The 26,456-nt window shown below is 64.1% G+C and carries 19 protein-coding genes; 10 read left to right on the top strand and 9 right to left on the bottom strand.

Annotated elements, in window-relative coordinates; all coding sequences use genetic code 11:
* The first annotated feature begins 20 nt into the window (after positions 1 to 20).
* Positions 21 to 1,034: a type II secretion system F family protein gene (locus tag JG746_RS34055; protein WP_202356304.1), complete on the top strand. Its 1,014-nt coding sequence runs from the start codon at positions 21 to 23 to the stop codon at positions 1,032 to 1,034.
* Between the two features lie 9 nt (positions 1,035 to 1,043).
* The gene (locus JG746_RS34050) at positions 1,044 to 2,063 is read left to right on the top strand and encodes a type II secretion system F family protein (RefSeq protein ID WP_202356303.1); all 1,020 of its coding nucleotides are present in this window, start codon (positions 1,044 to 1,046) and stop codon (positions 2,061 to 2,063) included.
* An 85-nt stretch (positions 2,064 to 2,148) separates the two neighbouring features.
* Here JG746_RS34050 and JG746_RS34045 read toward each other — a convergent pair whose 3' ends face one another.
* Positions 2,149 to 2,970 carry a tetratricopeptide repeat protein gene (locus tag JG746_RS34045; RefSeq protein ID WP_202356302.1) on the bottom strand — a complete coding sequence of 274 codons (822 nt, stop codon included), beginning with the start codon at positions 2,968 to 2,970 and terminating at the stop codon, positions 2,149 to 2,151.
* Positions 2,971 to 3,100: 130 nt separating this feature from the next.
* On the opposite strand from JG746_RS34045, the gene JG746_RS34040 reads away from it, so the two are divergent.
* The 5 genes from JG746_RS34040 (at position 3,101) to pdeM (ending at position 9,122) form a co-directional block, all read left to right on the top strand.
* Positions 3,101 to 4,465 carry a leucyl aminopeptidase family protein gene (locus JG746_RS34040; RefSeq protein WP_202356301.1) on the top strand — a complete coding sequence of 455 codons (1,365 nt, stop codon included), beginning with the start codon at positions 3,101 to 3,103 and terminating at the stop codon, positions 4,463 to 4,465.
* 69 nt (positions 4,466 to 4,534) lie between these two features.
* Entirely contained in the window at positions 4,535 to 4,885 is a 351-nt protein-coding gene (locus tag JG746_RS34035; RefSeq protein ID WP_010913361.1) for a MarR family winged helix-turn-helix transcriptional regulator, read from the top strand.
* 29 nt (positions 4,886 to 4,914) lie between these two features.
* A complete protein-coding gene (locus tag JG746_RS34030) occupies positions 4,915 to 5,775 on the top strand; it encodes a C40 family peptidase (RefSeq protein WP_202356300.1) in 861 nt (286 codons plus the stop codon).
* A 99-nt stretch (positions 5,776 to 5,874) separates the two neighbouring features.
* Positions 5,875 to 8,409, top strand: a complete 2,535-nt coding sequence (locus JG746_RS34025) for a ligase-associated DNA damage response DEXH box helicase (RefSeq protein WP_202356299.1) — start codon at positions 5,875 to 5,877, stop codon at positions 8,407 to 8,409.
* A complete protein-coding gene (gene pdeM / locus JG746_RS34020; RefSeq protein ID WP_202356298.1) occupies positions 8,406 to 9,122 on the top strand; it encodes a ligase-associated DNA damage response endonuclease PdeM in 717 nt (238 codons plus the stop codon). The genes JG746_RS34025 and pdeM overlap by 4 nt, the downstream gene beginning before the upstream one ends.
* A 28-nt stretch (positions 9,123 to 9,150) precedes the next feature.
* Here pdeM and JG746_RS34015 read toward each other — a convergent pair whose 3' ends face one another.
* From JG746_RS34015 to JG746_RS34000, 4 genes are all read right to left on the bottom strand, one after another.
* Positions 9,151 to 9,924 carry a tetratricopeptide repeat protein gene (locus JG746_RS34015; protein ID WP_202356297.1) on the bottom strand — a complete coding sequence of 258 codons (774 nt, stop codon included), beginning with the start codon at positions 9,922 to 9,924 and terminating at the stop codon, positions 9,151 to 9,153.
* 119 nt (positions 9,925 to 10,043) lie between these two features.
* Positions 10,044 to 10,973, bottom strand: coding sequence for a dimethyl sulfoxide reductase anchor subunit family protein (locus JG746_RS34010; protein WP_202356296.1), 930 nt, complete (start codon positions 10,971 to 10,973; stop codon positions 10,044 to 10,046).
* Positions 10,974 to 10,975: 2 nt separating this feature from the next.
* Positions 10,976 to 11,710: a 4Fe-4S dicluster domain-containing protein gene (locus JG746_RS34005; RefSeq protein WP_202356295.1), complete on the bottom strand. Its 735-nt coding sequence runs from the start codon at positions 11,708 to 11,710 to the stop codon at positions 10,976 to 10,978.
* Positions 11,707 to 14,637 carry a molybdopterin oxidoreductase family protein gene (locus JG746_RS34000; protein WP_202356294.1) on the bottom strand — a complete coding sequence of 977 codons (2,931 nt, stop codon included), beginning with the start codon at positions 14,635 to 14,637 and terminating at the stop codon, positions 11,707 to 11,709. The genes JG746_RS34005 and JG746_RS34000 overlap by 4 nt, the downstream gene beginning before the upstream one ends.
* A 278-nt stretch (positions 14,638 to 14,915) precedes the next feature.
* Between JG746_RS34000 and JG746_RS33995 the strand changes: the two genes are divergently transcribed.
* Positions 14,916 to 15,809 carry a LysR family transcriptional regulator gene (locus tag JG746_RS33995; protein WP_202356293.1) on the top strand — a complete coding sequence of 298 codons (894 nt, stop codon included), beginning with the start codon at positions 14,916 to 14,918 and terminating at the stop codon, positions 15,807 to 15,809.
* A gap of 143 nt (positions 15,810 to 15,952) precedes the next feature.
* Here the strand turns inward: JG746_RS33995 and JG746_RS33990 are convergent, their stop codons facing one another.
* The 4 genes from JG746_RS33990 to JG746_RS33975 form a co-directional block, all read right to left on the bottom strand.
* A complete protein-coding gene (locus tag JG746_RS33990) occupies positions 15,953 to 17,209 on the bottom strand; it encodes an Hsp70 family protein (protein ID WP_202356292.1) in 1,257 nt (418 codons plus the stop codon).
* 174 nt (positions 17,210 to 17,383) lie between these two features.
* Positions 17,384 to 18,175 (bottom strand): TIGR02186 family protein, encoded by a 792-nt coding sequence (locus tag JG746_RS33985; RefSeq protein WP_202356291.1) that lies wholly within the window; start codon positions 18,173 to 18,175, stop codon positions 17,384 to 17,386.
* Complete coding sequence (locus tag JG746_RS33980; RefSeq protein ID WP_202356290.1) at positions 18,175 to 19,098, bottom strand: sulfite exporter TauE/SafE family protein; 924 nt, start codon at positions 19,096 to 19,098, stop codon at positions 18,175 to 18,177. Before JG746_RS33980 ends, JG746_RS33985 begins: the two co-directional genes overlap by 1 nt.
* A gap of 193 nt (positions 19,099 to 19,291) precedes the next feature.
* Entirely contained in the window at positions 19,292 to 23,398 is a 4,107-nt protein-coding gene (locus tag JG746_RS33975) for a peptidoglycan-binding protein (RefSeq protein ID WP_202356289.1), read from the bottom strand.
* A gap of 453 nt (positions 23,399 to 23,851) precedes the next feature.
* Here JG746_RS33975 and JG746_RS33970 point away from each other — a divergent pair, with 453 nt between their 5' ends.
* Both JG746_RS33970 and JG746_RS33965 read left to right on the top strand, forming a co-directional pair.
* Complete coding sequence (locus tag JG746_RS33970) at positions 23,852 to 24,310, top strand: MerR family transcriptional regulator (RefSeq protein ID WP_202359559.1); 459 nt, start codon at positions 23,852 to 23,854, stop codon at positions 24,308 to 24,310.
* Between the two features lie 280 nt (positions 24,311 to 24,590).
* Positions 24,591 to 26,381: an acyl-CoA dehydrogenase gene (locus tag JG746_RS33965; RefSeq protein ID WP_202356288.1), complete on the top strand. Its 1,791-nt coding sequence runs from the start codon at positions 24,591 to 24,593 to the stop codon at positions 26,379 to 26,381.
* Positions 26,382 to 26,456 lie beyond the last annotated feature (75 nt).

The raw sequence follows: 26,456 nt of genomic DNA, 5'->3' as shown, positions 1-26,456 counted from the left end.
GGCGTTGAGGGTTCTGGTCGATGTTTGGAATTGACGGCACCGTATTGGCGTTTGTCGTACTCGCCGGCTTCAGCGCCGGCGCGGTCGCCTATGCATTCCTGTTCAACCAGATCAGCAATGAGAGACAGGCTGGCAAGCGGCTGGAAACGATCAAGGCCGCCGAGACGGACCGGTCCATCGTCAAGGCCACCCGCGACCGCGCGACGGATGCGGCCAAACGCCGGAAATCCGTGCAGGATTCGCTGAAGGAACTCGATGAGAAGCAGAAGACCAAGGACAGCGCGGTCAAGAAGCCGCCGCTGAAGGCGCAACTTCGGCAGGCCGGGATGAAGGTCTCGATCGAGCGTTTCTACATCTATTCCGCCATATGCGGTCTCGCCCTGACGGTGGTCGCATTCGTGGCCGGCGCGCCGATGCTTGTCTTGCCAGGCGTGCTGTTGGCCGGCGCGCTCGGCCTGCCGCGCTGGTTCGTATCGTTTCGCCGCACGCGCCGGGTCAAGGCGTTCCTCAACGAATTTCCAAACGCGCTCGACATCATCGTGCGCGCGGTCAAGTCCGGCCTGCCGCTGAACGACGCCGTGCGCCTGATCGCCAACGAATCCCCCGAGCCGGTGAAGATGGAGTTTCGCCGCATCGTCGATTCGCAGCAGATGGGCCTGTCGATCCCCGATGCCGCCTTGCGTATGCCCGAAACCATGCCATGCACCGAGGCGAGTTTCTTCGGCATCGTCATCCAGATCCAGTCGCAGGCCGGCGGCAATCTTTCCGAGGCGCTGGGCAACCTTTCACGCGTGCTTCGTGATCGCAAGAAGATGAAGGCCAAGGTGCAGGCGCTGTCCATGGAGGCGAAGGCGTCCGCCGCCATCATCGGCGCACTGCCCTTCATCGTTGCCTTTCTCGTCTATCTTTCCAGTCCCGACTATCTGATGCCGCTGTTCACCACCAGCGTCGGCAATCTGATACTGGGTTGTGCCGCTGTCTGGATGTCGATCGGCATCCTGGTCATGCGCAAGATGATGAACTTCGAAGTCTAGGGCCGCGGCATGACCGAACAAGTCATCAAATCTCTGACGGACCCCAGCCTGCTGATAGCGCTGCTGGTCGGCATCGCCGTGTTCGCGACGGTCTTTACATTGCTGCCGGCATTCGGCGGAAACCAGCTCAAGTCGCGCATGAAGTCGGTCGCGCTGGAACGCGACGAGCTTCGCGCCAAGCAGCGCGCACGGCTTGCGACCGAGGCTGATCGCCGCCGCAAGGGCCTGCGCGAGCAACAGTCGGTCGGCATGCGCAACATCGTCGATAGACTCGACCTGCGGCGCGCATTGGCCGACGAGAGCACCTTGCAGAAGCTCAAGGTGGCCGGCTTTCGCGGACAGAACCCGCTGACGCGGTTTCTCTTCTTCCGCCTCGTGCTGCCTTTTGTCGGCTTCGCGCTGGGTCTGGTCTACATATTCGTGCTCGGAGGATTGCCCGACAAACCCCTGGTCATCCGGATGTTCGTCTGCATCCTCGTCGCCTATGGCGGCTTCTACGCACCGGTTCTCTATGTCAACAATCGCGCCACCAAGCGCAAGCAGTCGATCCAGATGGCGTGGCCGGATGCGCTGGACCTGATGCTGATCTGCGTTGAGTCGGGCATGTCGGTCGAAGCCGCGCTGCGCAAGGTCGCCGACGAGATCGGCGCGCAGTCTGTGGCTCTGGCGGAAGAATTCATCCTGACCAACGCCGAGCTCTCCTATCTGCAGGAACGCAAGCAGGCCTATGAGAATCTTGCGAACCGTACCGGTCTGGAATCGGTCAAATCAGTGTCGCAGGCGCTCGTCCAGGCCGAACGCTACGGCACACCGGTGGCGCATGCGTTGCGCGTGCTTGCCGCCGAAAGCCGCGACATGCGCATGAACGCCGCCGAGAAGAAGGCGGCCGCCTTGCCCCCCAAGCTCACCGTGCCGATGATCCTGTTCTTCCTGCCGGTGCTTTTCGCCATCATCCTGGGTCCTGCCGGCATCCAGGTCAGCCAGCGCGGCATCTTCGGCGATCATTCGGGATCGTCATCGGCCAAGTAGCAGCGAGGCACGCCAACCTGAACGAAAAGCCGCGCTGAATTCAGCGCGGCTTTTCGTTCAATCGGGGCCTTTGTAGCTCGCCGCCTCAGTTGGTTGCCGTCTTCGACTTGTCCTGATCCTTGAGCTGTCTCCAGGCATTCTGCTGCGCCAGCATCTGCCTGAGATAGGCGACATTGGCCTGCGCCTGCTCGGGCGAGAGCTCCTGCGAGGCGATCTTTTCGGCTTCGTCGAAGCGGCCCTGAAGGCCGACGACCAATGCCAGGTTCTGGCGTACACGGCTGTCGGCGTTGGGCTGCTGGGCGGCCGAACGCATGTAGGTTTCCGCAGTGCGCAGATCCCCTTCCAGCACATAGGACATGCCGAGATTGGAGAGAACCGAGGGCTCGTTCGGCTTCAGTTCGAGGGCCTTGCGGTAAAGCTGGCGTGCATCGTCCTTCTGGCCGAGCTGGTCAAGGATGGCCGCTTCCGCCGACACCAGCCTCCAGTCCGGATATTCCGGTGTCTGTGCGCGGCGCACGGCGTCGAGCGCTGCGTCGAACTGGCCATTGGCGGCCAGCGCCTTGCCATAGGCGGCCAGCACGTCGCGATCCTTGGGATAGGCGATCGCCAGTTTGCGCATCACGGCAAGCGACTGGTCGGCATCGCCGTCCATCTGCAGCGCGGCCGCGAAGTTGGTTGCAATTCGCTTGTCGTTGGGATTCTTGGAGTAGGACTGCCCAAGGGCGGCCGTGGCATTGTGGACTTCTCCCGCCGACATGGTCTCCAGCGGCTTGCCGCCGCTGCGGCCGATAGAGCCGGTGGTCATCCTGCTGGTTCCGCACCCGGCGACCCCCGCCGCGAGCGCCAGCATGAGGGCCGTGGTGACTAGCCGTTTTCCCCTGGCATTCACTGTGCGGTTGGTCGGCATCGGCACCTAGCCTCCATTCATGCGCGCGGCCATTGCGTGGCCATCTTCCCTCCCGCAGAAATATTCTGTTAACCCTAACGGAGAGTTAAGAAACGCCGACTCGGGGCTCGGGTCGGCAGGAGAACATCGAATGCCTGTCGAACTCGTCGAGACGAAATTGCAAGGTGCGCTGCCGGTGCATCTGGTGGCCCGAGACGGTCTGGAGGCCGCGGGCCTTGCGCCATCTGTTGTCAGCTGGGCCAGAGTAAACGGCTTTTCCGGCGAGGCAGGCAGGACGCTCGCCCTGCCCGGCGAAAACGGCGCGCTTGCCGGCGCGCTGTTCGGCATCGGCGATGGCGAAGGCGCGCTGGCGCTCGGCGGGCTGTCGAAAACCCTGCCGGAAGGCGACTGGCATTTCGCCTCGGCGCCGGCCGAGCCGGAACTCGCGGTAATCGCGCTGGCGCTCGGCGGTTATGTCTTTGCCCGTTACGGCAAGAAGCCGGGCAAGGCGCTGCGTTTCCACGTGCCGGCCGGTGTCGACGCGGTGCGCGTTCGCCGCATCGCCGATGGCGTCTTCCTGGCCCGTGACCTGGTCAACACGCCGACCAGCGACATGGGGCCGGATGATCTGGAGAAGGCGGTGCGCACCCTGGCCGCGACTCACAAGGCCGACGTCTCCGTCATCAAGGGCGACGAGTTGCTGACGCGGAACTTCCCGATGATCCACGCCGTCGGCCGCGCCTCGTCGGGCGCGCCGCGCCTGATCGACATGGTCTGGGGGCAAGAGGGCGCGCCGAAGGTGACGCTGGTCGGCAAGGGCGTCTGCTTCGACACTGGCGGTCTCGACATCAAGCCGTCGTCCGGCATGCTGTTGATGAAGAAGGACATGGGCGGTGCGGCCAATGTGCTTGGCCTGGCCTCGATGATCATGGCCGCCGGGCTGAATGTGCGGCTGCGCGTGCTGATCCCCGCCGTCGAGAATTCGATTGCCGGCAATGCTTTCAGACCGGGTGACGTGCTGGCGAGCCGCAAGGGCATCACGGTCGAGATCGGCAACACGGATGCTGAAGGCAGGCTGGTGCTCGGCGACGCGCTGGCGCTGGCCGATGACGAGGAACCGCAGCTGCTGGTCGACATGGCGACGCTGACCGGGGCAGCACGTGTCGCACTTGGCCCCGATCTGCCGCCTTTCTATACCAGCGACGAAGCGCTGGCCTCGGATCTGGCGGCGGCCTCGCTGGCGGTCGAGGATCCGCTGTGGCGCATGCCGCTGTGGCGGCCTTACGACGCGAAACTGTCGTCGAAGATCGCTGACATCAACAATGTCACCACGGACGGTTTTGCTGGATCGATCACGGCGGCGCTGTTCCTCAAGCGTTTTGTCGAGAAGACGGCGAGCTGGGCGCATTTCGACATCTTTGCCTGGAACCCCGCCGATCGTGCGCATGGTCCCGCCGGCGGCGAGGCGCAAGGCATTCGCGCGCTTGAGCGGATCATCTCGACACGCTTTGGCTGACGGCAGGCTCAGCCGGCAAATCGCTAAAACTGAAACGGAACCGAAACAATTTGCCGTCATGCTGGCGCGATGTCGATTGCGATGCGCCCGAGCCAGGCCTTGCGACTGTGGCAGCAAGTCATGCTGTCGCAGGTGCGCGACGACGCGCCAGACTTGACCATGCGCCAGACGGCGATCCTGTTCACCATCTATCTCGATCCGCCGCCGCACACGGTGCGCGGGCTCGCCGCCCGCCTCAACGTCACCAAGCCGGTCATCACCCGCGCGCTCGACACGATGGGCGCGCTGAAGCTGGTGTCGCGCCATCGCGACGAACTCGACAAGCGCAACGTGCTGATAAAGCGCACGGTCGAGGGCGCGCTCTTTGTCGAGCGCTTCGGCGATGGTATCATCGCCAGGGCGCACGAACTGCCAATTTGACCGTTTGCCCATATGACAGGGTTGCCGATTTGACTGCTCACGATGCACGCCTCCACGCCTTCCGATCCGATCTTGCCGACGCAAGGCTGAAAGGTGAGGTTACTGCTGAGCGTTTTGTCACCGGCCGGCCGGCGCGGATTTCGGCAGCGGTGGCCGACATCCGCAAGGCGCCTAGGCCGGATGCGGGCATCAACACACAAGCCGTGTTCGGCGACGACGTGCTGGTTTTCGAGGATGCCGAGGGCTGGGCCTGGATCCAGGCCGAACGCGACGGCTATGTCGGCTATGTCGGCTCAACGCAGTTGAGCGGACGCGACAATGCGCCTACCCATATCGTTTCGGTCCCCCGCACCTTTCTCTATCCCGGCCCCGACCTGCGCTTTCCGATCGCCGGACAGCTGTCGATGGGATCGACAGTGACGGTGACGGGCACCGCCGAGACGCGCGGCACGCACTATGCGGTCTTGCCCTCCGGCGAGGCTGTCATCGCGGGCCATCTCAGGCCAATCGGCGAAATTGCCGCTGACTATGTCGCGGTCGCCGAGACGTTTCTCGGCACACCCTATCTCTGGGGCGGCGCGTCCGGTTTCGGCATCGACTGTTCCGGCCTGGTGCAACTGGCAATGCGCATGGTCGGCAAGAACGTGCTGCGCGATTCCGACATGCAGGCGGCAAGCATCGGCGAACCGCTTGAGCCTGGCCCGGACTATGCCGGGTTGCGCCGGGGCGACCTCGTCTTCTGGAAAGGCCATGTCGCTGTCATGACCGACGCCGAGACCATGATCCACGCCAATGGCCACACCATGCTGGTCTCGCGCGAAGGGCTGAAAGAGGCGATCGCCCGCATCGGCTATCTCTATGGCGGCCCGACGGGGTTTCGCAGGCCGTAAGCCTGTTCCTTCTCCCCGTAAACGGGGCGGGGAACGCTGCGATCCCCTTTTGTTCCGATTCTCCTTGGCGATTGCCTGTGACCGCGCTACCTCTGGCGCGTGACAGTTGAGCCGCGCCTTGCCGAGCAGAATGCCACCATGGCCCTGCCCGAACCATTCATCAGATGGTTCGGCGAGAAAGGCTGGTCGCCGCGCGCCCATCAGATCGAATTGCTGGCGAAGGCTCAAAGCGGCCAATCGGTGCTGCTGATCGCCCCGACCGGGGCCGGCAAGACTCTGGCCGGTTTCCTGCCATCGCTGACCGAACTGGCGGTGAGGCCGAGGCGCAAGCCCGGCCAGGCGCATCGCGGCATCCATACGCTCTACATCTCGCCGCTCAAGGCGCTGGCCGTCGACATCGAGCGCAATCTCGGCAAGCCGGTCGAAGAGATCGGGTTGCCGATCAGCATCGAGACACGCACCGGCGACACGCCTTCCCATAAGCGCCAGCGACAGAAGCTGGCGCCGCCCGACATCCTGCTCACCACGCCGGAGCAGCTCGCCCTGTTGATCGCGGCCGGCGATGCCAGACGCTTCTTCGAGGATCTGCGCTATGTCGTGCTCGACGAGTTGCATTCGCTGGTGACGTCGAAACGCGGCCATCTCTTGGCGCTCGGCCTGGCGCGGCTGCGCAGTTTTGTGCCCGACCTGCAGACAATCGGCCTGTCGGCGACTGTGGCTGAACCGGACGAGTTACGGCGCTGGCTGGTCAGCCAGAACCCACCCGGCGACATGTCCGAATTGATCGTCGTCACCGGCGGCGCGAAGCCTGATATTTCCATCCTCGATTCCGAGGAGCGCGTCCCCTGGGCAGGACATTCGGCGCGCTACGCCACGCCGGAGATCTATCGCGAGATCAAGCGCCACAAGACGACCCTGCTGTTCGTCAACACCCGCAGCCAGGCGGAACTGTTGTTCCAGGAATTGTGGCGGGTCAACGAGGACACCTTGCCGATCGCCTTGCATCATGGCTCGCTGGATGTCGGTCAGCGTCGCCGAGTGGAAAAGGCGATGGGTGAGAATGCTCTGCGTGCCATCGTCGCCACCTCAACGCTCGACCTCGGCATTGACTGGGGCGATGTCGACCTGGTCGTGCATGTAGGCGCACCGAAAGGCGCCAGCCGGCTGGCGCAGCGCATCGGCCGCGCCAATCACCGCATGGACGAGCCGTCCAAGGCGATCCTTATCCCGGCCAATCGCTTCGAAGTGCTGGAGTGCCGGGCAGCGCTCGACGCCAACTATCTCGGTGCGCAGGACACGCCGCCGCTGGTCAATGGCGGCCTCGATGTGCTGGCGCAACATGTGCTCGGCTGTGCCTGCGGCGCACCGTTCCGCGCCGATGATCTATTCGAGGAAGTGCGAACGGCGGCACCCTATGCCAGCCTCGATCGGCCGACCTTCGACCGCGTCATCGATTTCGTCGCCACCGGCGGCTATGCTCTGAAGAATTACGAGCGCTACGCCCGCATCCGCTTGAACAAGGACGGACTGTGGCGCGTCTCCAATCCGCGCATTGCCCAGCAATACAGGCTGAATGTCGGCACCATCATCGAAGTGCCGGCGCTCAACGTGCGTTACGTCAAAGCTGGCAGCAAGGGCGCCGCTTCGCGTGGCGGCGCCGTTCTCGGCAAGATCGAGGAGGCCTTCCTCGAAACGCTCACCCATGGCGACACCTTCATGTTCGCCGGCAAGGTGCTGCGCTTCGAAGGCATTCGCGAGAATGAATGCTTCGTGTCGAATGCGCCCGGCAGCGACGCCAAGGTGCCCTACTATGGCGGCGGCAAGTTCCCGCTTTCGACCTACCTTGCCGAGCAGGTTCGCATGATGCTGGACGATCCGCAGCGCTGGAAGAAGCTGCCGGAGCAGGTGGCTGACTGGCTGCGATTCCAGGCCGAGAAATCGGTATTGCCGAAGCGCGATGATCTGCTGATCGAGACCTTTCCACGCGGCAACCGCTATTATCTGGTCGCCTATCCCTTCGAAGGCAGGCTGGCGCACCAGACGCTGGGCATGCTGCTCACCCGCCGTCTCGACAGAGCGGGCGCCAGGCCGCTCGGCTTTGTCGCCACCGACTATGCCTTGGCCATATGGTCGCTGGGCGATATGGGCGCGATGTTCAAAGCCCGGAAGCCGTCGCTCGGCGCGCTGTTCGACGAGGACATGCTGGGCGACGACCTCGAAGCCTGGCTGGCCGACAGCTGGCTTCTCAAGCGGACCTTCCGCAATTGCGCGCTGATTTCGGGACTGATCGAGAAACGCCATCCGGGCCAGGAGAAAAGCGGCCGCCAGGTCACCGTGTCGACCGACCTGATCTACGACGTGCTGCGCAGCCATGAGCCTGACCATATCCTGCTGCAGGCGACGCGTGCCGATGCGGCGGCCGGTCTGCTCGATGTCAGCAGACTTGCCGACATGCTCTCGCGCGTCCGGGGTCGAATCATGCATAAGAATCTCGAGCAGATTTCGCCGTTAGCCGTGCCGATCATGCTCGAGATCGGCAAGATGCCGGTGAATGGCGAAGCCGATGAAACACTGCTGATGGATGCGGCGACACTCGTCGAGGAGGCCATGGGGCCGGGAATGGTAGAGGAATGAATTTCTCGCTGACACGAGCATCGCTGGTTGCCGAGGCCGACATGATCGGCATCGCTGGCGAGCGCGCGGTCTGCGATCCGCGCGGCGTGCTCTTTTTCCCGGAACTCAGGCTTTTGGCGGTCTCCGACCTGCATCTGGAAAAAGGCTCGTCGCTGGCAAGGCGCGGCACGCTGATCCCGCCTTATGACACCGGCGCGACCTTGCTCAGGCTGCAGGCGGTCATATCGGACTACCAGCCGTCGATCGTCATCAGCCTGGGCGACTCCTTTCACGATGGCGGCGGCGCCGAGCGCATGCATGCGAGTTTTCGCGAGCGGCTGGAAGCGCTGATGGCGGGCCGCGACTGGTTCTGGGTCGCCGGCAATCATGATCCGGAAGCGCCGGCGGATCTGCCCGGCGAAACGGTGCGGGAACTCGCCATCGGCTCACTGCTGTTCCGGCATGAGCCATCGAAAGTGCGCGTCGAGGGCGAGATCGCGGGCCATCTTCATCCCTGCGCGCGCATCGTCCAGCGTGGCCGTTCGGTGCGGCGGCGCTGCTTTGCCGGCGATGGTGGCCGCATGATCATGCCGGCCTTCGGCGCCTATACCGGTTCGCTCAACGTGCTCGACCGCGCCTATACCGGGCTGTTCCGGCTGGAGTCGCTGATGGCCTATATGCTTGGCGCCGACCGCATCTTCGCCATCTCCCGCTCGATGCTGCGGCCGGGCTGAGGATTGTCGCCGGGTCTTGGGTGGGAACTCAAGTCTTCTTAAGCGCAGCTTGGATGCGATCAAGAGCTTCTTCCGCGCCACGGTATCCCTGGGCTGCCGAGCGTTTCAGCCATTGGACCGCAACGTCTGCATTCTGCTCAACTCCAACGCCTTTGAGATACATCAATCCCACGTTGAATTGGGCCTTGCCATTGTTCAGTTGCGCAGCCTTTTCGTACCAATGAAAGGCCAGCTTGGGGTTTTTATCCACAATTTCGCCGGTCAGATAAGCGGCGCCGAGATTAATTTGCGCATCGACGTTACCCTGCTCCGCTGCTCTGGTTAACCAAAGAGTCGCGTCCGCCCCACTTTGGGGCACTCCCTTCCCGACGGAATACACATATCCAAGATATTGCTGAGCTTCTGACAAACCTTGCATCGCCGCCCTGCGCCATAGCTCCGCCGCTTTGGTATCATCCAGTTGAACGCCCTTACCCCAGGAATATAAAAGTCCAAGTTTCAACTCAGCTACTGCCATGTTCTGATCCGCCGCCTTGTCCCACCACTCGGCAGCCTTGGAATAATCCAATGGAACACCAAGTCCGCTAGAATACAGAAATCCGACATTAAATTGCGCGGCAGCATCGCCCTTTTGCGCAAGAGCCATCCATTCTTTGTACGCTTCCGTATAATTCTTCGCCTGAAAGGCAGCTTCGGCATCGAGCGCGCCCGCCATCAAAACCTGAGGCTGGCAGATAAATATACAGGCAACGAAAAATGCTCGTGCGAGACAAGTCGGAAGGTACTTAGCAGTGAGGTTCATCGCCTTGATCGACCAGTGAGAGCAGAAACATGCTAGGGCACTAAGTTCGCCCCGTACCGTAATATTGGATCGTACGGGCGTCCAGAAACTTGGCTGAAGGTAATTTCAGGTGCTTATCGTCAGTAATATAGCGTGACCGTGTGCTTCGCCTCGGAGAAGAACAGCCAGCGCTCTACCAGAATGCCGCCGAATTGCACGATCGCCGCCAGCACGGATGCTCCTATCGCCAAAGGCCATGGCGCCACGAAGACCAGGATGAGCAGGGCGATTGGCGCCGCGAAAGCGAGAGCCTGCGTGATCCGCCGCAGCTTCGCGCTGTGCTTGCGGGCGATGCGAAAACCCATTTCCTTGAGCAGGTAATTTTCCTCGGTATGCGGCCATTCCAGCGAGCGCACCGTGCCGCCGGCGAGCCCGGTGGCGGTGTTCGCGTTGGTGGGGATTTCAAGCCTATCGTTGTGGCGCCAGGTCGCCAGCTTCCAGGCCCAGCCGAGCAAGGTCAGCAATATCGCTGCCACAAGCAGGATCGTCGAGCCGCGCGCGAAACCCTGCAGCAGCGCGTTCAGAAGCACGCCGCCGCTCATCGCCGAGAAGATGAGATAGCCGGGCAAAGTATAGCGGCTGTGCCACTGGGCAATCGGCTTCAGCGAGGCATAGATCATCCCAGTTGTGCAGACGGTGACGATCGCACCAATGGCGGCCAGCAGTCCGGCAATGGCCACCCAGCTATCCGTGCGGCCAAAGAACACCCAGCCGATGCCGAAGAGTCCCGCCGGGATGAAGGTGACGACCGACGACACGCCTTCGCGCGACAGCCACGAACTGCGCCATTGCGAGAACGCCCGCCAGGCGCGCTCCGGCCTGCCGAGATGGCCGGTCGAGGACAACAGTCCCGCCGCGATCAGGCCGAGCGCCAGGCCCAGGCCGACGAGGCCCAGCCAAAAGTCGGCGGGGATGATCTGCAACCCGCCGAGCGCGCCAAGCAGCGCCAGCAGGCCGTAGCCGGCCCCGGTGGCGGTGGTGAAGAAGACGACGGAAAAGGCTGGATGCATGGTCAGTTCGAAAGCATGCGGTCGACCCAGCCGAGGAATCCGCCTTCGGCCCGCACCGGCTCCAGCGCCTTCGCGGGCACCGATGCGGCGCGCTGCGTATGGGCGCGCGGCGGCAGGTACTTGTTGGTCGGCTGATAGCCGAGTTCCGGCATCAGGTCGACACCGCCGCGCTCCGCCACCAGCTGCGAGACGGCGGACAGCGGATCGCCGAGATCGCCGAAATGCCGGGCACTGGTCGGGCAGGCGGCGACGCAGGCCGGCACGCGGTCTTCCTCGGCCAGATTGTCGTTGTAGATGCGGTCGACGCAGAGCGTGCATTTCTTCATCACGCCGACATCGGTGTCGAATTCGCGCGCGCCATAGGGGCAGGCCCAGCTGCACAATTTGCAGCCGATGCATTTGTCCTCGTCTATCAGCACGATGCCGTCCGAGGCTCGCTTGTAGGAGGCGCCGGTCGGGCAGACGGTGACGCAGGCCGGTGTTTCGCAATGCAGGCAGGAGCGCGGAAAGTTGACCGTGCGCCCGCCCAGCTCGGTGGTGTGCTCATAGCTGTGCACGCGGTTGAACCAGACGCCGTCGACATGGCCGCCATAGGGGTCGATGTCGGTCAGCGGCGCCATGTGGCCGCCGGTGTTCCATTCCTTGCAGGCGGTAACACAGGCCTGGCAGCCAACGCAGGTGTCGAGGTCGATGACAAGACCGAGTTTCTTGCCGCTTTGGCTTGGCAGGCAGGTCATTCCGCGGCCTCTCTTGCCCGACGGAATTCGGCGCCGAAGCTCAGCTTGTCGGGCGAGGGCCCGAAATGCGGCGGCTGGTGGAAACGCTCGAATTGCGGCTCGGTGAAGCCGGCTTCCTCCGCCTCGCATTTGACGATGCGTACGCGCAGGTCGAACCATGCCGCCTGGCCGGTGACCGGATCGGAGTTTGAATAGCGTTTGCCCTGCGCGTCGGCCGAGGTCTGGTCGCCGATGATGTGGTTGAGCAGGAAGCCGCGATTGCTCTCGGCGGCATCGTCCTTCAGCCCCCAACTGCCGCGCCTCTTGCCGATCGCGTTCCAGGTCCAGACCGTGCTTTCGTTCACCCCGTCGACCAGCTTGATCTGCCCCTTCACCCGGCCATTGATGCTTTCGATCCACACCCAGTCGTCGTCGGCGAGACCGAGGCCGGCGGCCGTGCGGTGATGCACGAACAGCCGGTTCTGGCTGGTGATCTGCCGCAGCCACGCATTCTGCGAACCCCAGGAATGATACATGTGCATCGGCCGCTGCGTCAGCGCGTGCAGCGGATATTTTTCGAGGTCGACCACCGCTTCCTCGAAGGGCGTGTACCAGAACGGCAGTGGGTCCATATAAGTCTCGATGCGCTGACGCTCGGCCTCCGGCGGCAGCACGCGTCCATGGCCACGCGCGGCAAGCCGAAAGCGTTGCAACGGCTCGGAATAGAGCTGGAAGATGATCGGCTCCGCCTTCGGGATGAAACCCATCTGCACCGCGAAATCGAGATAGGAGCGGTTGGCCATCTTGTAGTAGCGCTGGTCGTCGGCGAAGTCGTGATGCCAGAAGCCGCCATTGTCGATGTAGCGCTGCAACTGGTCCGGATTGGCCTCGCCCTTGCCGACCGACGTCCCGTCCTTGCCGCGCCAGCCGGCCAGCGGTCCGATGCCCGGTATGCGCTCATGGTTGACGATGTAGTCGGCATAGTCGGCATATCTGGCCGATCCGTCGTCATTGACGAAGCCGGGCAGGCCGAGCCGCGCGCCGAGCTCGATCAGCACCGACTGGAACGGCCTGACGTCGCGGTCCGGCTCGACGACGGGATGGCGGATGGCGTCGCCCGGCCCGTCGGCATGGCTGATCGGCCGGTCGAGCAGGCTGATGCAGTCATGCCGCTCGAGATAGGTGGTGTCGGGCAGCACGAGGTCGGCGAACGGCACCGTCTCGGAATAGTAGGCATCGGAATATATGATGAAGGGGATCCTGTAGTTGCCCGCCTCATCGTGTTCGGTCAGCATGGCAATGGTCTCGACGGTGTTCATCGAGGAATTCCAGGCCATGTTCGACATGTACATCATCAGCGTGTCGATCTTGTAGGGATCGCCGGCCCAGGCATTACGGATGACGGTGTGCATCAGGCCGTGCGCGGCCAACGGCGCGTCCCATGAATAGGCCTTGTCGATGCGGGTCGGCGTGCCGTCTTCATCGACCAGCAGGTCGTCAGGCCCGCAGACGAAGCCGAGCGGCATGCCGTCCAGCGGCGTCATCGGCTTGACGGTCTTACCGGCGGGCTTCGGCCCCGGCGGCGCCGATCGGGGATAGGGCGGCTTGAAGCGGAAGCCGCCGGGAACATCCACCGTGCCCAGAAGCACCTGCAGCAGGTGGATGGCGCGACAGGTGTGAAAACCGTTCGAATGGGCTGATATACCGCGCATGGCATGCATCGAGATCGGCCGGCCCTTGATCGTCTCGTGCCGGCGTCCGGCCCAGTCGGTCCATGCGATGGGCAGTTCGATCGTCTGTTCGAAGGCGACATGGGCAAGTTCGGCGGCGATCCGGCGGATCGTATCGGCTGGAATGCCGCAGCGCTCCGCCACCGCATCCGGTGCATAGCTGTCATCAAGATAGCGGTCGGCGATCAGTTGGAACACCGGCGTACAACGGCGGCCGCCGACTTCGAAGCTGCCGGTCAGCGCTGGCCTCGCTTCGGGGTCGGCTGCCTGGACGGAGGTGTTCGCCACCCTGTCCCAGGCCAGCGGATTGCCGTCGGCGTCCCGCACGAACAGCCCGTCGTCGGAAGCGCCGGGCTCCTGCACGACGAGGACATGGGCGTTGGTGTAGCGCAGCAGATAGTCGAGATCGACGCGGCCGGCTTTCAGCAGTTCATGGATGAGCGCGAACACGAACAGGCCGTCAGTGCCTGGCCGGATGCCGATCCAGTCGTCGGCAATCGCATTGTAGCCGGTGCGGCACGGATTGATCGACACCACCTTGGCGCCGCGCGCCTTGAGCTTGCCGAGGCCGATCTTGATCGGATTGGAATCATGGTCCTCGGCGACGCCGAACAGCATGAAATATCGTGTGTTGTCCCAGTCGGGCTCGCCGAACTCCCAGAACGAGCCGCCGATCGAATAGAGCCCGCCGGCCGCCATGTTGACCGAACAGAAGCCGCCATGGGCGGCGAAGTTCGGCGTGCCGAACTGGCTCGCCCACCAGCCGGTGAGCGACTGTGACTGGTCGCGTCCGGTGAAGAAGGCGAGTTTTTTCTGATCAGTGCGACGGATGGCGGAGAGCCGTTCGGTTGCGATCGAAAAGGCCTCCTCCCACTCGATCTCGCGGAACTCGCCTGAGCCGCGCGGCCCGCTGCGCAGCAGCGGCTTCTTAAGCCTTGCCGGGCTGTAGTGCTGCATGATGCCGGAACTGCCCTTGCCGCAGATCACGCCGCGATTGACCGGATGGTCCTTGTTGCCGTTGATGTAGCGGACCTTGCCGTCCTTGATGTGCACGTCGATGCCGCAGCGGCAGGCGCACATATAGCAGGTGGTCTTGGCGATGCTGTCCGAAACGCTTGGCGAGGTGTCGACGCCGTCGCCTTCATCGGGTGCGCGCGTGTCGGCAAGCGGGCGTTGCGATGGTGCCGAATTCGCGCCGCGCGGCGGTGGATGCGTCATGATCCGGATGTGCCCGTGCGGCCGGCCGCTTTGGCTCGCGTCTTCGGCCCGGGGCCGCGCATGTAATGCTCTTCCGGGTGGTAGCGATCGCCGGCCAGCCGTCTGCGGATGCCGCGGGTCCAATGCGCGAGAAGGGACTTGAACCGCCCGATCATTTTAGTCTCTGCCATCCGCTGGCGAATTTTTTCTAACTTCGCGCGAAAATGTAGAATGAAGCTATCGATCCGTCTAATCAGTTGTTCTTGTAAATTCGATCGATATTGGTTCTTAATGGGCCTATGACCCTGGATCAGTTGCGCATTTTCGTCGCCGTCGCCGAGCGCGGCCACATGACCAAGGCGGCGGAGCTTCTGGGCATTTCACAGTCGGCCGCGTCGGCCGCCATCCGTGCGCTTGAAGAGCAGCACGGCGTCCATCTGTTCAACCGCGTCGGTCGCAACATCGAGCTTGCCCAGACCGGCCACCGGTTCCTGCCGGAGGCAAAGGCCGTTCTGGAGCGGGCCGCTGCCGCGCGCAATGTGCTGGAACATGTCTCGCAGACGGTCGCCGGCAGCCTCTCCATCGCCGCCAGCCTGACCATCGCCAGCTACTGGCTGCCGCGCCGGCTGGCGTCCTTCCACGAAGCCTACCCCGCGGTGCGGCTGAGCGTCAGCATCGGCAACACAAGGCAGGTCGAGGCCAGCGTACTGGATGGAACCGCCGATCTCGGCCTGGTCGAGGGGCGCACCGAGTCCGACATATTGCGTCGCGCCAAGGTCGACACCGACCGGCTGATGCTGGTGGTTGCCGCGTCACATCCCGAGATCGTCGAAACCGCACCGGGCCGTCCCGACATCAAGGGCCTGCGCTGGATCATCCGCGAGGGCGGTTCGGGCACGCGCGAGGTGCTGGAGGATCTGGCGCGGCGCGAGGGGATTTCGCTTGCCGATTTGCAGGTGTTCCTGGTGCTGCCCAGCAACGAGGCGGTTCGCCAGGCGGTCGAGGCGGGCGCCGGCGCCACCATCATTTCGGAACTCGTCGTCGGACGCGCCGTCGCCGAAGGCAGCCTGCGCTCCGTGCCGATCGAATTACCCAAGCGCGACTTCGCCATGATCACGCATCGCGAGCGCCAGGCAAGCCTGGCCCAGATGGCGCTCAAGGCGCATCTCGGCGCGTCAGCAGACCACGGGTGAGGTTCGCTGAGATTCAGGTCAGGCCGTGCCGAAAATGGTTGGTTCCGAGAACCGGAACGGAGCGTACGTTCGGGTACGCGAGTACCGGAAGCACAGGAAACGGCCATTTGCAGGCCGGCATCACCTGAATATCAACGGACCGGTCAGCCGAACTTGCGCTGGGCGTCCAGCGCCAGGCCAAGCCCGACCGAACCGAACATGTCGCCGTCGATGACGGAAGCCTGCGGCACCAGCGACAGGATTTCCCGTCTTGCCAGCGGGATCGCGGTCGAGCCGCCGGTCAGGAACACCGCGGTGATGTCGGACGGCTTGACCCCGGCGTCGCGGATGGTGTCAGCCACCGTTGCGGTGACCCGCTCGATGTCCCTGGCGATGGTGGCGTCCAGCCCGTCGCGCGTGATCGCGGCGGCGAACGCCACGTCCGATAGGCTCACCGCGACTTCGGCCGATGATTGGTCGGTAAGCTCGATCTTGGCTTTTTCGACCAATGCCGCCAGCGCGTGCCCGTAACGATGCTCGACGATGTGGATGAAGCGGTCGACAAGGTCGGCGCGCGCGGCCTCGTAGCGGATCTGGCGCAGATGCGTCATCGCCTTGGCGGTGTAGACCAGGTTGATGCGCTGCCATGTCGCGAGATCGATGAAGTAGCTGGCCGGCAGATTGCGCTTGCCGTCCTTGGTCGGGGTCAAATAGCCGAGCTGCGGCATGACATGGGCGATGCTGAGCAGCCGGTCGAAATCCGTACCGCCGATGTGAACACCCCGGCTGGCCAGGATATCGTCCTTTCGGTCGAGGGATCGGGCGCGCTCCGGTGAGACGCGCACGACCGAAAAGTCGGACGTGCCGCCGCCCATGTCGATGATAAGCGCCAGTTCCTCGCGCGTCACCCTCTGCTCATAATCGAGCGCCGCGGCAATCGGCTCGAACTGGAAGGCAATGTGCTTGAAGCCCTGGGCGTGCGCCGCCTTTTCCAGGTCGTTCTGCGCGTTCGCGTCGGCTTGCGGGTCGTCATCGACGAACTGCACCGGACGGCCGAGCACCACGGTCTCGACCAGATCGCCGCCGTCCTCTTCGAGCTTCTTCCTGAGATGCCCGAGGAACAGGCCGATGATTTCCATGAAGCCGATCGAGCGCGCCTTTATGCGCGTCTTCTCATGCGCCAGCGAGCTGCCCAGCACGCTCTTCAGCGAGCGCATCAGCCGGCCCTCGACGCTGTCGGTGTAGTTGGCGATGGCCTGGCGGCCAAAACAGATGCGGCCGTCCTCGAAATTGAAGAACACTGCGCTGGGCAGCGTGACCTGGCCGCCTTCAAGCGCGACGAGGTGGGGCTGCCCATTGCGGACCACGCCGACCGTGGAGTTCGAAGTGCCGAAATCGATACCGGCGAATGCTGGTCGCAAAGCAGCCTCCTGTCATTGGCGGCAGACAACGGATCGGCGCTCGCGGGAGAAGCGTGCGCTGTGGTTCCGGGCGACCGGACCGCTCTGCCGAATTGAATTGTGCGTGCTTGCCCGTTGGGCGGGGAGGTGCGGTCTATAGCATGGCGCGGGAAAGGGAAACCCCCTTTGGACGTCTCAGTCCTTGCGAAAGATCAGCCTGCCGAGCCAGCCCGTCAGCATGGCCAGCGATATGGCGAAGACGCCATAGAGGAAGGAGTAGTCGTGGGCGACGCGGAAGATCGACTGTTCGAAGCCGGACTTGCGGATTTCGAGTTGGGCCGAGCTCTCCTTGATGAACAGGCCGCTCTTGAACAGGAACGCGCGGGCCTTGTGGGTGCCAACCGGCACGTTCGGCGCCAGCCTGACAGTGGCGCGGAACAGGTTCTGCGACAGGAACTGCACGCCGCCGACATTCTCGCTGTAGAGGCCAGCCGCGCCCTTGCGCTCACGCAATGCAGCGGTGAATTCCTCGATCGTCGCCGGGCTGTCGCCGGCGTCGGCGGGCTGCATGTAGAGGTTGGAGGCGCCGAGCGACAGTTGCTTGTAGCTGTTGGGTTCGGTGATGTCCTGCAGCGGCCGCGTCGTCGCCACCGAATAGGACACGGGCACGTTCTCGAAGGTTTCGGAATCCAGATTGACCCACACGCCGAGCACCCGGTCCTTGCGCCGCACCACGACCGGCTTGGGTGGCCCTTCGAGCACGACGATGACGTCGTAGCGGCCCTGGCGGGCAACCAGCGGGTCGGGATTTTCCAGCGAACCGAAGATGGTCAGGTCGGCGCCGGAAAAACCGGCGGTGATCGAGACGTTGTCGGTGGAGAGACCGATCTGGATGCCTTCCGTCAGTGGCGTCTGTGCCTTCGCCGGCGCGGTGGCCGCAAGCAGTGACAGGAGGATGGCGGCTGCGAATGCTTTCGGGCCCGCCATCAGTTGAGGCCCACGCTGGACAGCGAATAGAGATTGGGCGGGGTGACGAAGAGATCGATGGCGAGCCGGATCGCCACGGCCAGCACCAGCAAGGCCAGCAGCGCCCTGAGCTGCTCGCCGCGCAGCCTCTGGCCGGCCTTGGCGCCATATTGCGCGCCGGCCACCCCACCTGCCATCAGCAGGAAGGCCAGCACGACATCGACGGTCTGGTTGGTGGTGGCGTGAACCAGCGTGGTGTAGGCGGAGGTGAAGATGATCTGGAACAGCGAGGTGCCGATAACGACATTGGTCGGCACCTTGAGCAGATAGATCAGCGCCGGCACCATGATGAAGCCGCCGCCGACGCCCATGATCGACGACAGGAAGCCGATGCCGGCGCCAAGGCCCAGCACCGGGATGACGCTGACGAACAGTTTCGACGCCCTGAAGCGCATCTTCAGCGGCAGCCGGTGGATCCAGTTGTGCTGGCCGGATTTCTTCAGCACCGGGGCGGCGCCGCTGCGTGTGGCGCGCAGCGCATTGATGCTTTCGACCAGCATCAGCCCGCCGACCGTGCCGAGCAGCACGACATAAAGCAGCGAGATGAACAGGTCGAGCTGACCGAGCCGGCGCAGGAAGGCAAAGACGTAGATGCCGGCGGTGGAGCCGATGATGCCGCCGGCCAGGAGCACGCCGCCGAGCTTGAAGTCGAGCGTGCCCCGCTTCATGTGCGACAGCACGCCGGAGACGGAAGAGGCGATGACCTGGTTGGCGCCGGTGGCGACCGCGATCGCCGGGGGGATGTTGTAGAAGATCAGAAGCGGGGTGATGAGGAAGCCGCCGCCGACGCCGAACATGCCCGACAGGAAGCCCACCGCCGCGCCCATGGCCAGCAGCACGAAGACGTTGACGGAAATTTCCGCAATCGGGAGATAGATGCCCACCCGTCAGTCTCGATCAGTTTGCCTGTCGGCGAATACAGCCATTCTCGGCAGTCTCGCACCGAAAAGCCAATTTTTCCTTGCGCCGACGCGGCGGCGGGGTCAAACCCCGTCGCCGCGCCGAAACAAAAAATATCTCAATCAGTTAACAGGCAAATGTGTGGCAACAGCGTCGTGGAAACGACGCTTCTTCTTGTTATTTGCGCGCCAGCAGCGCTCTGACCAGTTTTTCATCGACGGCGCCGGTCGCCGGCAGCTTGTTGTCGGTCTGGAAAGCGATGATCGCGTTCTTGGTCTTGTCGCCCATGACGCCGTCGGCGCCGCCGGCGTCATAGCCATTCTTGTTGAGGATGAGCTGGATGTTCTTGACCGCCTTCTTCATGTCGATGCCGGCGGTCGTCTGCGGCGTGCCTTCCTGCCAGGATTCGGGAATGTCGGCCGAATTGCTCGCCGCGTTGAGCGGCTTGGCCTTCCACAGTTCGGTCGCCGCGCGCGCCCGCTCGAGCTGCTCGGGCCGCAGCGCATTAGCGATCTCGTCGCGCTTGGCGGCGGCGTCCTTGTCGCCGGTCTTGGCGACGAGCGCGAACCATTTGTAGGACTCCTCCAGGTTCTGCTTCATGCCGACGCCCTTGGCGGCGAGGATGCCGAGATTGAACTGGCTGTCCTTGACGCCGAGGTCGGCGGCCTCCTGGAACCAGCGCGCGGCCGATTCATTGTCGGTCACGCCATCGGCGGCCATGGCGAACAGCACGGCCAGATTGTGCATGGCGCTGGCATTGCCCTGTTCGGCGGCGAGTTGGTACCAGGTCTTCGACTTCTTGATGTCGCGGGCGACGCCGATGCCCTTCTCATAGAAATTGCCGATGCGGTATTCGGCCGGCGCGAAACCGAGTTCCGCCGATTTCTCGTACCATTTGGCGGCTGCCGCCATGTCTTCCTTGACGCCGCGCGATTCGGCGTAGCGCGAGCCGATCTCGAACAGCGCCTTGGCGTCGCCACCAGCGGCGGCATCGCGCAGCGCGGCCGGGCCGGCATCGGCCGGAATGTCGAACTTGGCCGCGGCTGCCGTCGCGGGGGCACCTGCCGGTGCAACGGCGCCGGTGGTGTCCTTGGCGATGCCGTCGTTGGCCACCGTTGGAGCAGCCGCTGCCGGCTGGGTATCGGTGGTCGTCGCTTGCGCACCGCCGGCGACAGCGGCCGGCTCGGAAGCCGTCGCATCCATCGGAGTCGTGGCAATGGGCGCAGCCGGCGCCGGAGCGGCCGAAGCCATTGCGTCTGAAGCGGCAGATGTCGGGCCGGAAGCGGCAGTGGAAGCAGCAGGCGTAGCAGCGGGCTCCGCGACCGGCGCCGTATTCGCCATTGCGTCCGTGTCCGACGGCATCGCCAGGGCGGTCTGCGCCACCATGTCGTCCTTCACCGGGGGAGCGGATTGCTCGGCCTGCCTGACGGCACGGGCCGGCGCGCTGTCTGTCGCCGCCGGCTGGGCTTCCATCTTCGGCTGACTCGCCGTGTCGACGGATGCCGTCTGCACCGGCTGTGCGGCGACGATCGGTGCGGCGTCGTTGCTGGCCACCTGGGCGGGATCCGAGAGGAACGCCTTGCCGAGTTGCAGGCCGGCAAGCGCCAGCATGATCGCTGCCGCCGCCATCAGGATCGGCTTGCGCCGCGCCTTGAGCAGGTCGCCGATCCGGAGCGCCTTTACCGGCCCTTTCACCGTCGACTGGCGCTTCAAGGCGTCGGCCTCGGCGGCGGCGGCCTGCGCCGCGCGCCGCGCGGCTGCGATGAAATCCGATTTCGCGGCATCGCCTTCGCCGGGCTTTGCCGGCTGACCGCGTTCGTCGCGCACGCGCTTCATGATGGCATTGAGGTCGGGCGCGCCGGAGCCGGGCTCCAGCGGGCGGTTGGCCACCTTCGGATCGAGCGGCTCGTCGAGATCGACAGTCGGAATGTCGCTGCTCGGCGCCGAGCCGGCCAGCGGCGGAAGATCAGCGGCTTTCTTGCCCTTGAAGGCGCGGGCCAGCCCGCCGAACATCGATTTGCGGCCTGCCGGCTGATCCTTCTCGGCGATGGTGTCGGACCCGAGGGCGGCCATCGCTGCGGCAGCGGCGGCTTCCGCCGGCGAGCGCGTGCCCAGGTCGCTGCGTACGCCCTGTTCGTTGCGCATTATGGCGGCGGCGCGGCCGTCGAGATCGGCCATGTCGCCGGTCAGCGGCATCGGCTCGTCAATATCCAGGGACGGCGCCGCGACAGCCATCTTGGCAGTCCGCGCGTGGCGCTTGCCGAAGGCCTCGTCCTGATGCGTGTCCAGAAGCTCGCTCACCGCTTCGGACGGGTCGCTGGTCTCCAGCGAACCCAGCCTGTCGACGATCTTGAGCAGCGTGTCGTGGATGGCTTCGAAGGTTCTCGAATTTCGCTCGTCGGAACGCCGCGTCAGCGTCTCCAGAGTCTTGAGGTCCTGCGCGAGACCGGAAACAGCCGACGCGTTGGCGTCCGACCCGGCCAGCGAACGCACCGCGTTCTCGGCCGCGTCGCGTGCCGCGCCGAGGATGGAATCGCGGGTGCCGGCCAGCGCCTTCTCGATCTCGTCGAGGCGCGGGCTGATATCCTCGAATTCCGGCAGCGGCGTGCTGGGCTTGGAAAGATGGGCGGACAGGCCGGCGACCTGCGCCTCCAGGCTGCGGATCAGCGCCGGATCAATGCCGGCCACCTGGGCCGCCGATGCGTCGAGCCGGCTGGAAATGTCCTCGAGCCGGCTTTCCAGTCCGCGGATTGCCGCTTCGCCTGCAGGATCGGCGGCGCGTGTCTCCATGCGCGTGGCAAGTGCGGTGAAGCGGGCGTCGATGGCTTCCATGATGCCGGCGCTGTCGATCTGCGGCACGAGGCGCTGGTCGAGCCGGTCGGCAACCTCGTCGAGACGGCGCTCGAGATCGCGAAACAGCATGTTGCCCTGTTCAATGGCGTCGCCCTGGCGGCGTTCCATCATGCTGGACAGCACGTCGAAGCGCTGCTCGAGCCCGTGGAAGATGTAGTCGGCGTCGGGCATGGCCGGCGCCTGGTCGATCTTGTCGGCGATGAGGGTGATCTGCTTGGCCAGCCGTTCCATCGCCTGTTCGGGCAAATTGGCGCGGCCGGCGAGTTCATCAACCCGGCTCGACAGCGTGCTCAGGCGATCCATGACCGCGTTGCCGGGGCGATCCTGCGCCCCTTCCTCGATCTGCCGGGCGAGCGAGTCGATGCGCTTCTCGATACGGTCGAAGGCTTCGTGGTCGACGGTATTGGCCTGTGCCGCCACGGTCGAGGCGACGATGGCGCGCGAAATCTCGTCCAGCCGCTCGTCGATCATGGCAAGCGTGTCGCCACCGCGATTGTCCTGCTGGCCCGCGAAATGCTCGACGGCGCCGGCCAGCGTGCGGACCTTTTCCTCCAGCGAGCGCAGCGACAGCGATTCCGGCAGATTGTTGACGGCGTTGCTGATCTGCTCCAGCCGATCGGTCAGGCCCGCAAGGGCGGGATCGTCGGAACGTTTGCGGTGATCGGCGTCGACACGATCCTCGAAAGCCGACCAGCGGCGGTCGAAATCGTCCCAGCGGCGGTCGACCTTCTGCACGCTTTCCTCGCGCGCCAGCGTGTCGAGCGCGGCCTTCACCTGCTCGAGCTCCAGCCGCAGCATGTTGACGCTTCTGTCGTCGCTCTTTTCCGACAGCGACTTGATGGCGCCGGAAAGCCGTTCGAATTCGACACCGAGTTCGGCGCTGCCCTTGCCTGCCGCGCCGGGTCTGGCGTTGGCCTGGAAGGCGCGGTCGATATCCTTGCGCAGCGCATCGAATTCGCGCTGCAGGCCCGATGTCATCTGGTGGCGCAGTTCCTCGCGCATGCCGCGCAATTCGCCGGCGATCTTGCCGACCATGGCGACGCTGTCTTCCTGGCCGCGCACGCGGTCGATGTCACGGGCGATGGCCTGGTAGTTCTGGTCGAAGCTGGGCGCCGGCGCCGGGTTCTGCGGGCGTGCCGCCGGCCTCGGATCCTCATACCAGCGCTGCTGGCCGGCTGGCTGGGCGGCGGGATAACGCGGGTCGACGGCGGGATAGCGCGGCTCGGTGGCGGGATAGCGCGGCTCGGTGGCTGGATAGCGCGGGTCGGCACCGTATTGGCGCGGAGCCGGACGTGCCGTCACCTCCTCACGGGACTGCCCCAGCCGCTGTTCCAGCGTCTCCAGCGAGCGATTCAGTTGCTCGAGCGTGGTGCGCGGCCTGCGCTGCCTGCCGGCGTTGAGTGTATCGAGATAGGACCGCTTGCTGTTCATCGGTGCGTCCGTCTTTCAGATTGGCCGGCTTGCGACCAGCTCCCCAAGTCCCTGCCGGAACGAAGGCGACCGCGCTTTCACGGTGGAAGGCAAGCCTCCCGGGTTTTCACCCGCGCTCCGAAAAACCGTGAAAAATTCGATACAGGATAAACACGGGTAGCCGACGCGCCCACATTTCCCCCAACGTGGTAAACAACGCGTTAACCAAGCTTAAGAAGTTGGAAGGAAGTTCGCTGTCGCCGCCACGGTGCGGCATAAAGCACCTTCACAGAACGCCCCTTGCGTCATGAGGCGGCTATCGGTATAGAATTGACGTAAACGTAAAAGGCGCATTTGAGTGTGCTGTTTGCGATTTTGTTTGTCGAAACCACGGCCGGAAGCACGCCCCCGCTTCCAGTCAGGCGACGCATGGTCCAGGACCGCGACGCCACCAGACGGGGAAAGCCAGTGACCATGAAGCTTATCTCGGCCGGCGAGACCGCGGCCAATACCAATAATGTATCTGTCGAAGCCGGTGAGGACCTCGCCCGCATCGGCGAAATGGCCAAGAAATACGGTGTGACGCTGCGCACGCTGCGTTTCTACGAAGACAAGGGCCTGCTCAACCCGCAGCGCGACGGTTCCACCCGTCTCTACACGCGCCGTGACAAGGCCCGGCTGAAGCTGATCCTGCTCGGCCGCAAGGTCGGGTTCTCGCTGCGCGACGTCAAGCAGATGATGGATCTCTACGATCCGACCGGCTCCAACACCAAGCAGCTGCGGCTGGCGCTGGACAAGTCGGAGAAGCAGCTTGCCCGCCTGCAGAAGCAGCGAGCCCTGATCGACGATGCCATCAACGAGCTCTCGGGCTCGATGTCGGCGGTGCGCCAGATGCTGACCGAACGCACGGCGCAGGCGAGCGTCGCGAGCTAGGCAAGTCTGCCGAATTTCTGACGATCAAAAGCCGCGTGGCTCTGCCGTGCGGCTTTTTTGTTGCCTGCACCTGCCTGATGGTCCCTCGGTGCTGGTCCGCATGACGTCGCGCCGCTAGCGTCACCAAGCAGGAGTTGGGCCGGAAATCTTGTCGCAGCGAAAAAATTGACGTTTACGCAAACGTCAATTTTTGCTATCCCGGCTTCAACACGGGTCCGTACGCTGCCCTGACATGAATTCGGGGGCATTCGAGACCAGGTTCGCAGGGTGGAGAAGAAGCATGCCGACATACAGGGCTCCGGTCCAGGATACGCTGTTCGTACTCAACGAGGTGCTGGGCTATCAGCGCTACTCGAACCTTCCCGGATTTGCCGACGCCACGCCCGATGTGCTGGAGGCGATCCTGGCCGAAGGCGCCAAGCTCGCCGAAAACGTCATGCATCCGCTCAACCGTGTCGGCGACATGGAAGGCTGCGTGCGTCACGACGACGGCTCGGTGACGACGCCCAAAGGCTTCAAGGAGGCTTTCGACCAATATCGCGAAGGCGGCTGGATGGGGCTGGCCGCACCGGTTGAGTTCGGCGGCCAGGGCCTGCCCTATGCCGTGCACACCGCCGTCGCCGAATACATGGTCTCGGCCAACATGTCGCTGATGATGTATCCGGGCCTGACCCAGGGCGCGATCGCTGCGATCATCACCCACGGCACCGACGAACAGAAGGCAAAATGGCTGCCGAAGATGGTCGAGGGTTCCTGGACCGGCACCATGAACCTGACCGAGCCGCATTGCGGCACCGATCTCGGCCTGCTGCGCACCAAGGCAGTGCCGAACGGCAACGGCACCTACAAGATCTCAGGCCAGAAGATCTTCATCTCGGCCGGCGAGCACGACATGTCGGACAACATCGTCCATCTCGTGCTGGCCCGCATCGAGGGCGCGCCGGAAGGCGTCAAGGGCATCTCGCTGTTCATCGTGCCGAAGCTCAAGCTCGACGCATCGGGCAATCCGGGCGAGCGCAACACGCTCTCCTGCGGTTCGATCGAGGAGAAGATGGGCATCCACGGCAATTCGACCTGCGTCATGAATTATGACGAGGCCGAAGGCATGCTGCTCGGCGAGGAGAATGGCGGCCTCAAGGCGATGTTCACGATGATGAACGAGGCGCGTCTCGGCGTCGGCCTGCAAGGCCTGTCGCTGTCGGAGATCGCCTACCAGAACGCCGTCGCCTACGCCAAGGACCGCTTGCAGGGCCGTTCGCTCTCGGGCGCCAAGGCGCCAGACAAGAAGGCCGACCCGATCATCGTCCATCCCGATATCCGCCGCTCGCTGATGACCATGAAGGCCTTCAACGAGGCCGGCCGCGCGCTGGCGCTGTGGACGGCGATCAAGTCCGACATCGCCCATCGCTCCGCCGACGACAAGGATCGCCAGGCCGCCGACGACTACACCGGGCTGATGACGCCCGTGGTCAAGGGCGTGCTCACCGACAAGGGTTTTGATCACGCCGTCATGGCCCAGCAGGTGTTCGGCGGTCACGGCTACATCGAAGAGCACGGCATGAGCCAGTTCGTGCGCGATGCCCGCATCGCCATGATCTATGAAGGCGCCAACGGCATCCAGGCGCTCGATCTCGTCGGGCGCAAGCTCGGCCTGAATGGCGGCCGCGCCATCCAGGCCTTCTTCAAGGAAGTCGGCGAGTTCTGCGAGGAGAACCGCGCCGACGAAAAGATGGCGTCCTTCACCAAGGGGTTGAAGAAGGGCCTGAATGACCTGCAGGCGGCGACCATGTGGCTCGTGCAGAACGGCATGGCCAAGCCCGACAATGCCGGTGCGGCCTCGACGGACTACATGCATCTCTTCGGCCTTGTCGCGCTCGGCTACATGTGGGCGCAGATGGCCAAGGCGGCGCAGGGCAAGACCGGCGCCAACGGCTCGCAGTCTTTCTACGACAACAAGGTGGTGACGGCGCGCTTCTTCATGGAGCGGATCATGCCGGAGACGTCGGCGCATCTCGCCCGCATTTCGAGTGGCGCGGACACGCTGATGGCCCTGCCCGCGGAAGCGTTCTAAAGATGGTTGCCCTCCCCATCGAGGGGAGGGTCGGTTGAGGCCAGCGTGACGTGCGTTGGCCTCAACTCCGACGAT

The organism is Mesorhizobium sp. 113-3-3 (assembly GCF_016756495.1).
Classification (GTDB): Bacteria; Pseudomonadota; Alphaproteobacteria; order Rhizobiales; family Rhizobiaceae; genus Mesorhizobium.
The sequence above is the reverse complement of the archived record's forward strand: the minus strand, read 5'-3'. Positions and strand labels throughout refer to the sequence as shown.